The 14,592-nt window shown below is 48.2% G+C and carries 12 protein-coding genes; all 12 read left to right on the top strand.

Annotated features, from left to right (window positions below; genetic code table 11):
* The first annotated feature begins 1 nt into the window (after position 1).
* The 12 genes from MHI21_RS01165 (at position 2) to MHI21_RS01220 (ending at position 14,531) form a co-directional block, all read left to right on the top strand.
* Positions 2-646, top strand: a complete 645-nt coding sequence (locus MHI21_RS01165; protein WP_342419243.1) for a head fiber protein — start codon at positions 2-4, stop codon at positions 644-646.
* A gap of 101 nt (positions 647-747) precedes the next feature.
* On the top strand, positions 748-1,527 hold the full coding sequence (locus tag MHI21_RS01170; protein WP_342419244.1) for a hypothetical protein: 780 nt from the start codon (positions 748-750) through the stop codon (positions 1,525-1,527).
* Positions 1,528-1,543: 16 nt separating this feature from the next.
* On the top strand, positions 1,544-2,506 hold the full coding sequence (locus MHI21_RS01175) for a N4-gp56 family major capsid protein (protein WP_342419245.1): 963 nt from the start codon (positions 1,544-1,546) through the stop codon (positions 2,504-2,506).
* Between the two features lie 56 nt (positions 2,507-2,562).
* Complete coding sequence (locus tag MHI21_RS01180) at positions 2,563-2,928, top strand: hypothetical protein (protein ID WP_342419246.1); 366 nt, start codon at positions 2,563-2,565, stop codon at positions 2,926-2,928.
* Positions 2,929-2,945: 17 nt separating this feature from the next.
* Positions 2,946-3,533, top strand: coding sequence for a hypothetical protein (locus tag MHI21_RS01185; RefSeq protein WP_342419247.1), 588 nt, complete (start codon positions 2,946-2,948; stop codon positions 3,531-3,533).
* Complete coding sequence (locus MHI21_RS01190; protein WP_342419248.1) at positions 3,530-5,164, top strand: glycosyl hydrolase family 28-related protein; 1,635 nt, start codon at positions 3,530-3,532, stop codon at positions 5,162-5,164. Before MHI21_RS01185 ends, MHI21_RS01190 begins: the two co-directional genes overlap by 4 nt.
* A gap of 11 nt (positions 5,165-5,175) precedes the next feature.
* Positions 5,176-6,561 carry a hypothetical protein gene (locus MHI21_RS01195; protein ID WP_342419249.1) on the top strand — a complete coding sequence of 462 codons (1,386 nt, stop codon included), beginning with the start codon at positions 5,176-5,178 and terminating at the stop codon, positions 6,559-6,561.
* Positions 6,554-7,291 (top strand): hypothetical protein, encoded by a 738-nt coding sequence (locus MHI21_RS01200; RefSeq protein ID WP_342419250.1) that lies wholly within the window; start codon positions 6,554-6,556, stop codon positions 7,289-7,291. Before MHI21_RS01195 ends, MHI21_RS01200 begins: the two co-directional genes overlap by 8 nt.
* 63 nt (positions 7,292-7,354) lie before the next feature.
* Positions 7,355-7,990, top strand: coding sequence for a stalk domain-containing protein (locus MHI21_RS01205; protein WP_342419251.1), 636 nt, complete (start codon positions 7,355-7,357; stop codon positions 7,988-7,990).
* A gap of 58 nt (positions 7,991-8,048) precedes the next feature.
* Positions 8,049-9,554, top strand: coding sequence for a hypothetical protein (locus tag MHI21_RS01210; protein ID WP_342419252.1), 1,506 nt, complete (start codon positions 8,049-8,051; stop codon positions 9,552-9,554).
* The gene (locus MHI21_RS01215) at positions 9,551-9,979 is read left to right on the top strand and encodes a lytic transglycosylase domain-containing protein (RefSeq protein WP_342419253.1); all 429 of its coding nucleotides are present in this window, start codon (positions 9,551-9,553) and stop codon (positions 9,977-9,979) included. The genes MHI21_RS01210 and MHI21_RS01215 overlap by 4 nt, the downstream gene beginning before the upstream one ends.
* Before the next feature lies 1 nt (position 9,980).
* Entirely contained in the window at positions 9,981-14,531 is a 4,551-nt protein-coding gene (locus tag MHI21_RS01220) for an LPD38 domain-containing protein (RefSeq protein WP_342419254.1), read from the top strand.
* The last annotated feature ends 61 nt before the right edge of the window (positions 14,532-14,592 follow it).

Genomic DNA, 14,592 nt, shown 5'->3' on the forward strand with positions numbered 1-14,592 from the left:
TATGCCAACCGTAACAGCACCAGCTATTGGACAATCTTCCGGTGAACGTCTCACCACATTCTTAGACACGGTAAGCAAGGACCCGATTACTTGGACATACCCCGAGGCTCAGGACAAAATTCAGATTCGCAACAGTGGAGCAGAGCCTATCAAAATTACAATTGGTTCTGACAGTATTACACTGGATCGAGACAAGACGGTCATTAAAGAGATGAGCTTCACGGAGTTCACAGCCCAAACGGTTAACCCGGATTCTGCGTATACCAATCAGATCGATGTGGTGGCCACCATTATTCCGAAGACAGGAGCTGCTGATTCTGTTCCTTGGAGCGGCATCACGGGCAAGCCTTCAACGTTTGCGCCTAGAGTTGGGACAGGGGCAACGGATGCTAAAGCGGGTAACTGGCTGCCTAAGATTGCAGAGGTGAGTGACGCAACAACGGTAGGTAAAGCCCTTATGGGTGCAACCGATGCCGCCGCAGGTCGTACAGCAATCGGTGTTACTACCGCTACCACAGCAACCGCTGGTATCGTCAAGCAAGCTGCTGCACAGGCCAATAGTGCTGCAACAGACGTTGCTGGGTTGGTGGCCAACTTCAATACCCTGCTTACCAACCTTCGGGCAGCGGGACATATCGCACCTTAATAGGATTTCAATATCGGGCTTCCGCTGAGACTGCGGGAGCCTATTCTATTTTCAAAATTCGGACGTAATGGCTGTGGTCGTCGCACAGCAGGAGGATCGCTATGGATGAAGAACAATTGCAAGGCCAATCGGGCGTAGAGGTTCCTGTCGCCGGGGAACAACAAGAAGGACAACAGCAAACGGAAACTACAGCCACCGATCCGGGCGCAGCATCATCTGAGGTCGCCGCTCAGGGTGGAGAGGATAATAAAGATTATGGCCCGATCATCACGGCAGAGATTGCTCGTAGAGAGGCCAAGCTTCAGGAACGATATGAGAGTCAATATGGCTCTACCCAGAAGAATCTGGAGCGTGTAGCTAAGCTGTACGGCTTTCAGGATGTAGACCAATACATGGCTGCCCTTGATCGGTATGAACATGAGCAAGAGATTGCTGCCGAAGCACAGCGCCTTGGTGTGGACGAACAGGTAGTGCTGGAACACCTAGCCCCGTTACGGGAAAAGCTGACCCAGTACGAACAGGAAATGCAGTCCGTCCGAGAAGAAAAAGAGCTGCTTCGTGTGGAGCGGGAGATTGCGGATCTGACCAAGCAATACCCTGACTTTGGACAGTATCAAGAGGCCATCATTCAGAAGGCCATCGAAACAGGATACCGCTTAGAGGATGCCTACAAGCTTGTTACCTTTGAAGACAAGCTAGCCAACATCAGCAAGCAGACGGAAGCGGACACTATCCGCAAGCTACAAGAGAATGCCAACAGTACGCCAGGTGCGCTTGGAGCTGAAGGCGCTGAGCATAAGACAGGTTTTGCTGCTCTGTCTAAAGAGGATCAACGAAAAATGATAGCAGAGGTCAAAGCCGGAAGGCGAACTTCACTTTAAGAGAGGATGATTTTAAATGGCAACACAAGTACAATCCTATAACAATACTACAGGCACTAACCAACTATCTGCGGAGAACGCAACGTTCTATCAAACTGCGATGCTGGATCGTTTGCTGCCGGAACTCGTGTACATGAAATACGGCGAAAAGAAGAACATTCCTAAACGTTCGGGGGCTACAGCTCAATGGCGTAGACTGAATAGTTTGGCCGTTTCCACCACGGCCGTTACAGAGGGCGTCACACCGGATGCCGTAAACTTGGATATCACAGCCGTTACCGCCACGGTGCAAACGTATGGAGCGTGGACGAAAATCTCTGACTTCTTGGATTTGGTCGGCCTTGACCCCGTGCTTACAGAAACGTCCGAATTGATGGGTGAGCATGCTGGGGAATCGTCTGATACTGTTGTTCGCGATGTCATTTACGCTGGCACGAACGTGCAGTATGCGAATGGCAAGGCTACACGTGCCACTCTTACCGCATCAGATACGGTCAAAGCAATTGATATCTTGCGTGCGCGTCGGACGCTGAAGCGGAACAAAGTGAAGCCTATTAACATCCCTGGTCGTGGTCGTGGATACATTGCCTTTGTTCATACGGATGTGGCAATGGATCTCATGCAGATGCCGCAGTGGGAGAAGGCAAACGTGGAGAATGCAAAGAGCGATTTCGTAGACGGCATTATCGGTAAGATGTACGGCGTGTACTTTATTGAGGTGGATAATGGTATGAAGTATCCGGCTGCTGGTGCATCTGGTGCCGATGTATTTGCTACCTTATTTATTGGTCGCGGCGCTTATGGCGTGCCAGACATTGAAGGCAGCTCTAAACCGGAGATCATCGTTCACGGTGCTGGTTCCGCTGGTTCTGCTGACCCAATGAACCAGTTCAATACAGTGGCTTGGAAATCCGTATTTGCCACGCTACGTATTAATGAACTCTGCTTAGTCCGTATGGAATCAGGTGCGACAGTCTAATAAAAACATTCTGGAGGGGCTACGGCTCCTCTTTTAATTTATAGGAGGGCAATTATATGTCGGATGAAACAAATGTAAGTGTTGGAGCTGAGGAAGAGGACAAAAAGGCAGCAGCCGAAAATCAGAAGAAAGCAGCGGATCTGGAAAAGAAGTTGGAAAGTCAGATTGCCCGCGAGGAAAAGGATTATAAAAAACAGTTGGCAAAAATGAAGAAAGTCACCATGACTATTCCCGAGGACCCAAACAACCCAGACGATGTTGTGCCAGTAGTGTGGAACGGTATTGTCTATACCATCCCTCGTGGGGTTGAGGTTGAGGTACCGGAAGTGATCCGCGACATCTGGCGTGAAAGCTATACCAAGACACAAGAGGTCAACAAACGGATTCGTGAATCTGTGAAAAAAGAATTAAAGATTAACTAATTAGGCGGGGTGGTACCTTGTTACTACAGGAGATTTTGGACGAAATTGCGGAGAAGTACCCGCACGGTCTGCCTAATGCCAGTGTCATTCGGAAGCTTAATACGCTTCAAGGGGAGCTGTTCCGCAGGTATGTAAGGGTCAATACGATGGTTGCCTATGATATCCTGGGTGGCGTGTTCGCTTACCCTATGCCTGCGAAGCTCAGCAACATCATTGACGTCGTGGTGGGTGATAAGGAATATGTCTACTACGGTGTGAAGGGACAGGCAGATTGTCCTTTTTATTATGTCACTGAAAGCGACGAGCTGGGCATCTATCCTACGCCGGAGGAAGACGCACCTGGGGCAATGATCATCAGCTATTACAAGGAGCCTAAGCCATTGCTGGAATCGGCTTTGAAAGTAGCACCAGACTTGGACGATGATTACCATATGCTGCTTGTGTATGGTGCTCTGGCGCAGATATGCGAGGGCTTCAACGATGCTGATATGGTCAACAACTATACCGCCAAATTCAATGACCTGCTGACCGATTTTAAGCGAGTCATTCACGAGACCCCGGACTATCCATTCATTGAAAATGTGATGGGGGGTTATTTGGTATGAATCAAGCGAGCTTAATGATTGCAGCCCAGTATCGTAATGCAGACCTGGTTAAACGCCAGTTCGGCGATGCCTTCTATATTGCTACGGCGTATGGTGTTTTTCCTGATGGATCGGATGTAACGAACCAGCTGCAGGCTTTGGTAGATATGGCGAACACCGAGGGTAGGCGTGCTATCTACTTCCCGCATGGGGATTACCATGTCCGGCTGATTAACAACGACGACAATGTCTATTACTTTGGTGACAATGCCAAATTTGTAGGCGGGTACGGGAAGAAGATTGCACAGATTGGCTTTTCTACGTCAGACGGAGCATTTGTGAATGTAAAGGATTTTGGTGCTGTTGGGGATAAAGTTACGGACGATACGGCAGCGATCCAAGCAGCCATTGAAGCGCTTAGGCTTGTGGGCGGATATGTGTTATTTCCTGCAGGTAAATATTATAGTGGGGAGCTAAAGTTGTACGACAACATTTCATTTGTCGGCGTGAATCGCACCTTTGACTATGAGTACACCTTGGGTCCTTCTCAAATCATATCAAGGATAGGCGATGCGCTATTGTTTCGTGCCAATGGTGCCAGCCACATCGGTATCCATAATCTTACTCTCGTAGGGCAGAACCGCGTAACACACGGAATAGATGCGTCGGTTCGGTTGCTTCAGATATCTAATTGCCAATGGGCTGGATTTGATACGGCTATTGGCTACGACACTGGAATTACACAAGGGCAACAATGGCAGATTAGCAATAATGGTATTTTCAACAACAATACGGGTATCAACTTGATGTATGACAGCAAAGTGTTTGATAACTTCATTTACACTTGCAAAACCGGATTGGTCTTCAACGGGTCTGCTTGTAACATTGTAAACAACAAGATTGAATACAACGATCGGCATATTTCTCTTACGAATACACAACGTTCCACCTTTGTTGGAAATACGTTTGATAGAGCAGAAAACGAAGGCATCTATATGATTGGGGCGAAGGATTTAACGTTTACAGGTAACGTTTTGATGGCGTCCGGATATTCAAACCCGAATGATTGGCAACAAACGCATTTGCGCATGACCAACTGTACAAATATAGCCTTTGATGGCAATGTATTTACGCTGAATTACTGGGAGGACAATACCAAGCCTACACACCTGTTAACGGGTTCGGGCAATACGGGCGTGGTGTTCTCAGGCAATGACATGGACAAAGGCGCTAAAGGGGCTATGATAACGGCCACGGGTGATATCTCGGTATATAACAATATCGGTACGTATAGGACTGTTAAAGATTCTCTTGCGTACGGAGTCGAGAAGTCATATGAGTTCTGGACAGATCCAGTCGCGGACAACTCCAAAAAGACATTGACCTTTACCCTCTCATTTAAGGACACGACCACAAGTAGCATATATGCCAGCCGTGTTTTCTTGCTGGTGCAGCGTGGTACAGGGGATGCGTCATATGTTCAGGGATCCGTCACGGATGTTATCGGCACCGGGAATATCGGTGTGGCTGCTCGGATCAGCATTAACCGTTGGGGTATCAGCGCGGAGGGTTCCAAAATTGTGCTGACAATTGCCAACGTAAATACAGCTCGAAATCCATACGAGGTAACAATAGAGGCTATCAAGTCATAGGGGGTGACGGTATGCAACCGTGGATAGCAAAGCCTTCCAAGCTTAAGCAGGCCGTTGCCACTCTGGCTGACGGTCTCAATCAGGCGATAGAGCCAACGGAAATTAAAGACGGCCAGTGTGTGGCTGCGTCGAATGTGGATTCTCTACTGTACCCAACGCTTCAGGTGGTAGAGGGACATACATTACATAGCCAACACACAGGCCATATAAGCCATATATTCAAGTTTAAGGACGCTTGGTATTGTACCAATGGTAAGGGCATGTACAAGCTGTCAGGGACGACATGGAGCCCAGTCTATGAATACGCGGACGTGGATAATAACCGCCAATGGGAGTCAGCCACCTTCTTCGATGGATCAAAATTGTACTTCTTTGCCGGTGGACTGTTGCGGCAGTGGGATGGGTCGTCGTCATCCGTTGTCACAGATGCACCTGCAGGTGAATATCTGGCGACGCATTCCAACCGTTTTTTCCTGGCTAATAAATCAGATAACTTGCTGTCCTTCTCGGGCCTGCGGGATGTGAACGATTGGAAGAGTACGGATAAGTATGTCGGTACCGGAAAGATCACAGTAGAAACGCCGGACGGAGAGAAACCAAGTGGACTGACTGCTTTCGCCAATCACGTCATTCTGTTTAAGCGAAACACCATGCATAAGCTGTTCGGTGAGGATTCAACCAACTTCAACATGACGCAGCCGTATGGGGTTGGCTGTATAAGCAAACAGAGCATAGTACCGACACGAGACTCACTGTATTGGCTCGGGCCAGACGGATTCTATGATTACATGGGTGGAGCTGCTCCGACCAAGATCAGCGAGCCCATTAGAAATTACATCAGGCAGATTAACATGGAATACGCCCATAACTGTTGCGCCGGCACAGATGGGCGTTTTGTGTATCTAAGCTTGGTAACGGGTACGTCTGTTACGCCAAACGTGACGCTTAAGTACGACATGCAGGGCGGGCGCTGGTGGCCTGTAAGCTTCATAGCAACATCATTCTTCCTTGATGGGCAGACATTGTACTTCGGTACAACAGACGGGCAGATTATGAAGATGGGTGGCAATGTTTTCGTGTGGCAACAGATCCCGTGGTCAATTGAGACAAAGCCATTTTCCGAAGACGACGAATCTGTCCGGAAGACGATCAACCGCCTGACCATCGTAGCGGACGTTGATCCGGGTGCTACGCTAAACGTTGCTTATGCTGCTGGCACAGAGGGCGGTACCTGGAATCAGGTGTATACGAGTAGTAACGGCAGCGGGGATATACAGAGTATCCGTATACCGGTTATCGTTCGTACGCCAGAGACTTGGTACCGCCTTAAGCTGTCCGGTATTGGCCGGGCTAAAGTACATCGTATTATACGTGAGGTGACGAAACGAAATGGCTAACGTGCAACTTTCTACAGTTAACCCAAGTCTGGGGGATATAAGTCAGAGCAATGTGGATCAGCTCCGGTCATTGGTTAAGCAGCTCCACAATGCTGCGGTCGTCCAAACGGAAGAGCTATTATACTTGCTCAATAACTTGGACACTCGGAACATAAATGAGATTGATGGAGATATTCTTGTGCAGGGGACCGTGACAGCCATTAAGATGAACGTCCAGAAGCTGTCCGCCATTACGGCTGACTTGGGTAAGATGACAGCCGGGGAAATCTATGGCGCGTATATTGCCACATCTGAGAATCAGTATCCTATGGTGACGATTACCCCTGAAGGTCTCAAAGGTTATGGTCCAAAAGGTGGGGAGTCCCTTTCCTTGGGGCAGGCAGATGACGGCGGTGCGCTGTTGTTTATGGAAGATGGTTCTCCTAAGGGGTCTATATATGCTGACGCAGAAGGACTGCATGTAGGGAATATGGCGAGCATTCATATTAAAAGTGTGGATGATGTGACTTATCTTGAAGGGCCTATAAGCTTTGAAAATGCCTTAGAGATAAGTGGCCTGGAAATAAAGAATGTAAAAGATCTCGAAATGACTATAGCTGAGCTTAGGGGAAAAATGGAAAATGACATCATAGTTAATGCCAACTTTGATAACAGTACACGGCATTTAAAGTTGTTTAGTAAAACAAGAACTGTCGCTACAGTGTTTATCCCCGCAAGCGCTCCAGAGTAATCATTGACTTGTTCCCCGGAAATGGTAGAATTAGGGCAAATCTACTATTCGGGGGAACTAAAAATGAAAAAGTGGTCTTATTTACTCATCGGCATGCTATTCGGTGTAGTTGTCGCCACAGCCGGTAGTGCCTTTGCGGATCAAATAAAATCTTTAGTTGGGCAGACAGTAGCTGGGGAATATACGGTTAAAGTCAACGGCAGTGCGTTAGCAGAAAATGCAATTGTTGTTGATGGCAAGGCACATGTGCCATTACGTGCTGTATCCGACTCTTTAGGAGCAGGTGTGAAAGTGGATGGGAAAACAATTCAAATAGATACGCAAACAAGTGTAGAGTCTTCTGTTGAAACGAAAGAACCAAAAAAGAATGCTCAGTTGGAATCTGAAAACAGTCAGATATACACACAAAATTTAAAAGCTATGATAACCTCGACAGAGGGTGATAAAGCCTTCTGGGAGAGATTATTGAGTGACACAGAAAATAGTCAAGTAAAATACAACAAAAGAATAGAAGAGTTAACGAATCTTCCGGCTAGCAAGGACTCTGTTACTCAAGAAACGCGGAAAAAGTCTTTAGCTCATGCACAAGATATGATAGAAGAAAACAACAAAAAAATTGCTGAGTACAAAGATAAAATTTCCAAGTACGATGAAGATATTGCGAAGTTAGAAGCACAGCTTGCGGCTTCAAATAAATAATCACTAAGGACTCTCATTCGAGGGTCCTTTTATTTTGTCCAGAAAGGAGTGTGGGTATATGGTAACTGTCCGAAATCAGATCGGTAACGGCGGTGCCAATTACGGTACCGCAAATGCCGCACTCAAGAAAAAGCTCGTACAGACTCAATCCAATATTGCTAATAATTCCGGCTTCAAGCAGAACGAGACGCAGCGTGCTCTTTCGGTTCTTCAGCAGCGGGAAGCAGCAGGGCAGGACACCACAGCTCAACGTAAGTATCTTACTTCCAATTTGGGGTATCAATTTCCTGTTGTCACCAAGCCATCGATAACAGCGCAGCCATTTAAGCCGGTCAATACGATCAGCGCCAACACGCAGCAAGGGAACGATCTTATGGGGCAGATGCGCCAACTTGCTACCAAGCAGGCCACGCCGTTTTCATATGATGTTCAATCTGATCCAGAGTACAAAGCTGCTTTGCAAAGGGCACAGTCCAACATCAAGGCAGGAACGAATCAGAACATGGCCGAGATGAACCGCCGCGGCATCCTGAACAGTACAATTACCACAGATCGAGCCGACGAGATTGCCGCAAATGAAATGGGGCGTGTGGAAACGGAAGTTGTTCCTTCGCTTGTCAGCCAAGCATATCAGCGCTATCAGAACGAACAGGCACAGCAGCAACAGCAATTCCAGAACCTTGGAACCACTGCACAGATGTACCAGGGCGAGGATCAGCGGGCCTTTGGTAATAAGGTCACGGAAGCTGGTGAAACAGGCAACTGGATGCCAGAGGGAGCCCAGGATATTGTTAATAACATTCTGTCTCTCAAGCAGCAGGCTGAGGCGCCGGGGGTTACGGCTCAACAACGTGCACAGTTAAGCGCACAGGCTGACGGGGCACGAGCTCAGTTATTGTCCTTGGGAGTTAATCCTAGTGCTTACGGTGCGAACGTTAATTCTTCCGCGGCTCGTGCTGCTAATCCTGGTATTCGTACCTTGCAAGGTCAGGCGCAGGATCTGGCGGCTCAAGGTCAACAGTTCAACCAGAACCTTCAAGCGAAGCAATTTAACGAAGGTGTTCGTCAATATGATCAAAACTTTGCTTATCAAACAGCTCGGGATGCAATTACCGATCAGCAGTGGAGACAGGTATTTGATAGGGACGTTAGTCAATTCGGCATGACGTATGCTTTGCAGCGGCTACAAGAGCAGAATAACCAAGCATTCCGTCAAGCTTCTCTAGCTCTTCAGGAAGACGACAACCTTCGTCAGTGGGTTGATATGGACTACAAGCAGGAGAACCCATCAGGCGCGAAAGGCGGCTTAACAGCTAATCAAGTTCTCCAGAGCATGAAAGGCTTGTTTTCAGTACCCACTTATACCACTAACGCAGATGGAAAGAGCATCAAGGAAGGAACACGGATAACTTCAGACCCTGCTAAGCGACAGCAGATGTATCTTAACGTAGTAGCTGCAGAATTGCCAGATGCTCAAACGGATCAAATATTTGCAGCTTTGGGGCTGACAAAGAAAGAAATTGAAGATTTCACTAAAGCGAATTCGGCAAATTCGGGAAAATGAATACCTCGTTAGGTGCGCCGCAAGCCTATCGGGGGATAATTAACAGCTCAGCGAATAAACATGGTGTTCCCGCTGGGCTGGTCGATGCGGTAATAAAAGCGGAGAGCAGCTACAACCCAAGAGCAAGGAGCGGCGTGGGGGCTGCTGGCTTAATGCAACTTATGCCTGGCACTGCTGCTGGGCTTGGGGTAAGCAATCCGTATGATCCTGCTCAGAACATTGATGGTGGTACGAGGTATCTCAAAGGTCAGATTGAACGATACGGTGGGGACTATCAACTGGCGCTTGCAGCTTATAACTGGGGTCCCGGCAATGTAAACAAGGCCATAAAAAAATACGGTAAGAGTTGGACTGCAATACAGGCACATGCACCAAAAGAGACACAAAAATATGTTGCAAAGATAACAAAGAATTGGAGGGGTTAACATGGCATCTAAGTATGACGCGGTTCGTAACCGCAGGCAACGGGGCGAAGAGGCACGTGCCCGAGTTTTGGCGAGAGCTAGCAACCCGAGTTCTGCGGGGGTGGGTAGCGAGAGCAAGTATGCAGCTGTTCGTAATCGCGTTGAAGATGCAGCTCCTCCTACTTTATTAAATAACATAAAAAACACCTTAACAGGTCCGGCTGTACAGGACTTTGTGGCTAAAGGCTTGGACTATGCGGGCAAGGAGATGCAACGGAAGGCTGCTAATCACGAAAAGAACAGTCTCAAGCTGCCTCCAGCACTGATTGTTGGCCCAGGCTTCATTGAAAATTCCACGTTTGCTCAAGCAACCCAGGGTAACCGGGATGCCATAGGTACCTATAGAGCGGCAACGGGCAAGACGATTAAGCCCCTCTCGCAGTATGAACAAAACGCTGAAGAGATTGATAAGACTGCCGAAGAAAATCCTTTATACAAGTACACGTTAGCTCCTATTTCAAGGGGCACTAACTGGCTTACAGAAGGTAATCCGGTAAGTCGCTTCGTCGGTCGTACCATCACAACAGGCGCTGAAATGTCTCTCGGCAAAGCCTCTACCATGCCAACTACAGGCAACGCTACAGCGGATAAGGTAGCAGATAAATTGGGCATGGTGGGCGGCATAGCTGGTATGGCGTTTAATCCTGCCGCACCTGGGGTTAAAGGTCAAAACCTGCTGACTGGTCCAATGGCTGCTGCTGAGGGTGCTCTTGCTACTCGTGGTGGTAATGCTGCTATAAATGCGATTAGTCGACAGGCGTCTAAATTACCAGGCGTTTCGTCTGCCGCTGCTGATCGTGTTACTCGAGGGATTGCTACCGGAGCAGCGACTGGGGCCATTGGCAATACGGCCTATGGCCTTAATATGGATCAGTCTACAGGTGAGGAAGTGCTTCATAACGCCGCCCTTGGCGCAGCGTTCGGAGCTGGTGGGGAAGTAGTGGCCAGAGGTGTCGGAGCTGGCTGGCGTTCGCTGTTCAAAAAGAACGGTATCCCTGACAGTGAGATGTCTGAAATCCTCAGCCTACCCGTTGGTAGAAAGGAAACTCGTATTAATTCGGCGACAGCCCGATCTGTCCAGCAGGCAGGCGATGAGGCAATTGCTAATCCGTTTACGTTTGATTTGCCTGAGGGCTCGCCGCAGACTCGTCGTTCTACCGCGAACGCTGCTGAAGGTCGCGGGGAGATACAGCAGATTAATTCCCGTCTGCAAGAGCTGGAAAGCCAGTATGGTCAGCGTGTCATTGATGAGTATAAATACCTCAAACAGTCTCGTGATAGTCGAGGCGGGGTGTCACAAGGTCAGCTTCAACGCGGATTAGATGGTGAGGTTACTGGCCGCACTGGTCGTTCATCTCAAAATCCGCTGTGGTATCAAGAGTTCTACCGGGCTAACGGGAAAGCTCCCAGCAACAAGGATTTATACAATCTGGCGAAAGAGCGCGTTGATAATGGGTTCCGTGACGAAGCAGGACAAGTACCTTCTTGGCGGCAGACAAGCGGGTTCAACGAACAAGTAGCAGCCTATACAGCAGCTCGGGATAATTTGCGCGCTGGTGTGCAAGATATTGACCCAGCTTTACACGTTACGGATCAGCCGCTTGTATCGAGCCGGTTAAGACAAGAGGGCACGGGTTCAGGCCCGCGTGTTAGCGATAAATCCATTAACAAACAGGAAACCTTCAGCATTAACGACCCAGCGGTTCCTGAGTTCATGCGTGCAAGGCAGGCCCGGCAGGAAGCAGCACAGGCAAGGCAGGAAGCGGTCGCGCCTGAGAATTCGCCTATTCAGCCGGACGAGAATTATGTTCTGCCAAAGCAGTATGAAGACCACAGCGGTGGTTTGGGTATCTTGCCGTTCAACCGTACAAAGCCGTATGACTCCTTATCAACTTCCACCCGTTCGCAATTGGTTACCCGTCAGATGCGTGACCCTTTTAGTTGGAAAGGTTCATCTGATCGCCTATACACTGCTTTGGTTGATGATACACATCCATACAATCTTTTTGACAGGATGGTAGAAAAAGTCCTTGGAAGAAAACTGGATGCGTCGGAATCAACCCATAAACTTGCTTTAGCCTCTCGTGGGTCAGACGTGATTGCCCGTCAGATCGTCACTGACAAAATGGTGAATAGCGCTGGTGAAGTGGTTGGGGATTCGCTGCAAGATGTGCTGTCCACTTTGCCGGGCGGGAAAAACGCAGCTAAGGTAGAAAGTGCTACACGTGGAGAACTAGGCACGCGAACCAGCAAAAATATTTATGTAGATTTTGAAGACTACCTTATCAATAAGCATGCTATCACTCGGTGGGATCGCGGAGAAAAGGTATTCGCTGATAAGCTAGAATGGACGCCGGAGAAGGGGCAGGCGATTGTCGATGAATATGAACTACTGTTTCCAGAATTCGAAGAGACTGCTGAAAATTTGTATAAATTCAATCAAAACTTGGTCAATACTTGGCTGGTAGACACGGGTGTAATCAGTGAGGAAATGGCAGAAGCTTGGTTCCGCGAGAACCCGTACTACGTACCAAACAAACGTTATTTTACCAGCCTTGAGAAGCGTAATGGGCCTGGAGGAAAGGCAAAGCAAGGATATGGAAATCAGTCCAATCCAGTTAAAGGCTACAGCAAGGGCGGTTCACAGAAAAAAATCATTTCGCCGATCGAAGCCACCATTGAAAACGTCGATGCCTACGTAAAGACGGCCAAGCGCAACCAGGTCATGCAGCAGTTTGTTAAGAATCTGAACCAAGATGCTGAAGCATTTAAGGATATAGCCACGGTTGTTGTTTCTCGTGATAAAGCAAAAGAAGAATTAGCCCGTGAGATTTTAGAGGAAAATGGACTAGATAAATTCATGCAGAGTTTGGATGACGATGTTGCAAGACTGCGCCGTGATAGACTGGACACCGACAATACTGTGCGGGTATTGATGAACGGTGACCCGGTACGTATAAAAGTCCATGACGCTCAAATCTTAGATGCAGTTACATCCCTTGGTCCGCAGGGTGCCAATGCTGTTATGGATGCAATAGGTTGGCTAACCAACAAGATGAAGACGTTAACGACTGGAGCCAATCCTGTGTTTTCCTTGACCCGCAACCTGTTTCGAGATATTCCGCAGGCTTATGTAGCTTCCAAAACAACCAACAACCCAGTTCGGTTTATCGTAGACCTGGCTGACGCATCCATTCAGATACTTCGTAATGGTGAGCTATACAAGCAGTACAAACGGTTAGGCGGCGGTCATAGTTCTCCTATCGCTGCTGATCGTAATTTGCTAAAACAGAGCAAAACAGCGGTGTTACCTAAGGCGAAAAAAGATATACTTCCGCGCTTGTACTACGCTTACGAGAACATGATAAACGCGGTTGAGTCTGCGCCGCGTCTAGGTGAGTTTAAGCGAGTACGCAAAGGTGGTACTCCAGATGATCTTCAAAAAGCCCTTTTTGCAGCTCAGGATGTAACGGTTAACTTTAAGCGGCGGGGGAAATTGGTCCGCGATTTAGATAAGGCTTTCCCATACATGAACGCTGCCTTACAAGGCTTGGATCAATTTGCACGTCTGTACGTACAGAAAGAAACTCGTGGCAAAGCGATCATGAAAGCTGTCTTGGCTCTTACGATTCCGAGCGTTCTAACTTATATGTGGAATCATGATGATCCAAATTACAAGAAACTGAGTAACCGGATAAAGGATTCGTTCATTCTGATTCCTAAAGGGGATGGCACATTTTTTAAGATCGCCAAACCGCAGGAGCTTGGTACTCTCTTTTCGGATCTACCGGAACGTCTGCTTCGTAAGTTTCAGGACGATGATCCGGCAGCCTTTAGGGATTTTGCCGACCGTATCCGTACTACATTTACCCCGCCCGGAGTACAAGGGGCGCTGAAAGAGGGCGGCATAATTGATAGGATGCTTGGGGTAGGTGGCGAGACAATTCTTGGTCCTCTCTCAGACTTAGCGGCTAACAAAACCTTTTCTGGATCGCCAATTGTCCCAGGCTATTTGCAATCTTTATCACCAGAGTTACAGACCGATGCCAAAACGACCAAAATCGCAACATGGATTGGAGAACATACAGGTACAAGTCCTAAGCAGTTGGATTATCTGGCCCGGCAATATACAGGCTTCATTGGTCAGTTTGGGCAGCCGCTTTTCTCTCCCGGTGGTGACTTTGGTGATGCCTTAAATCAACAGGTTACCGCTGATCCGGTCTTCAGTAACGATATCAGCACAGAGTTTTACAAATACAAGGGTAAGCTAGACCAGGCAGACACTGATTCTGCTTTGCGGAAGCCTCCCGCTTGGTATGATGATAATCTGCGGAAGAAAATGAAACAGATCAGTAAGGAAATGGGGGCGATCCGCGAAGATGTTCGTGCCGTTCAGAAAGATGAGTCCATAAGCAATAAGGAAAAACGTGCTCGTTTGCGGGCGCTGCAACAACAAATTAACGATCTGGCCGAGGGTGGCAATGAGCTGGCCCGCGGTAAAGTCCCTTACTGAGTGGGGGAGGTGATGCCTGGGCGCGTTATATGACGCGCTCTTTTTGTTGTAGAGAGATATA

This window comes from Paenibacillus sp. FSL H8-0168, from assembly GCF_038592955.1.
Lineage (GTDB): Bacteria > Bacillota > Bacilli > Paenibacillales > Paenibacillaceae > Paenibacillus > Paenibacillus polymyxa_B.

Excerpts from the sequence above, each read along its gene's own strand:
- MHI21_RS01165 (WP_342419243.1), top strand. The coding sequence starts at position 2 with ATGCCAACCGTAACAGCACCAGCTATTGGACAATCTTCCGGTGAACGT.
- MHI21_RS01170 (WP_342419244.1), top strand. The coding sequence starts at position 748 with ATGGATGAAGAACAATTGCAAGGCCAATCGGGCGTAGAGGTTCCTGTC.
- MHI21_RS01175 (WP_342419245.1), top strand. The coding sequence starts at position 1,544 with ATGGCAACACAAGTACAATCCTATAACAATACTACAGGCACTAACCAA.
- MHI21_RS01180 (WP_342419246.1), top strand. The coding sequence starts at position 2,563 with ATGTCGGATGAAACAAATGTAAGTGTTGGAGCTGAGGAAGAGGACAAA.
- MHI21_RS01190 (WP_342419248.1), top strand. The coding sequence starts at position 3,530 with ATGAATCAAGCGAGCTTAATGATTGCAGCCCAGTATCGTAATGCAGAC.
- MHI21_RS01195 (WP_342419249.1), top strand. The coding sequence starts at position 5,176 with ATGCAACCGTGGATAGCAAAGCCTTCCAAGCTTAAGCAGGCCGTTGCC.
- MHI21_RS01200 (WP_342419250.1), top strand. The coding sequence starts at position 6,554 with ATGGCTAACGTGCAACTTTCTACAGTTAACCCAAGTCTGGGGGATATA.
- MHI21_RS01205 (WP_342419251.1), top strand. The coding sequence starts at position 7,355 with ATGAAAAAGTGGTCTTATTTACTCATCGGCATGCTATTCGGTGTAGTT.
- MHI21_RS01210 (WP_342419252.1), top strand. The coding sequence starts at position 8,049 with ATGGTAACTGTCCGAAATCAGATCGGTAACGGCGGTGCCAATTACGGT.
- MHI21_RS01215 (WP_342419253.1), top strand. The coding sequence starts at position 9,551 with ATGAATACCTCGTTAGGTGCGCCGCAAGCCTATCGGGGGATAATTAAC.
- MHI21_RS01220 (WP_342419254.1), top strand. The coding sequence starts at position 9,981 with ATGGCATCTAAGTATGACGCGGTTCGTAACCGCAGGCAACGGGGCGAA.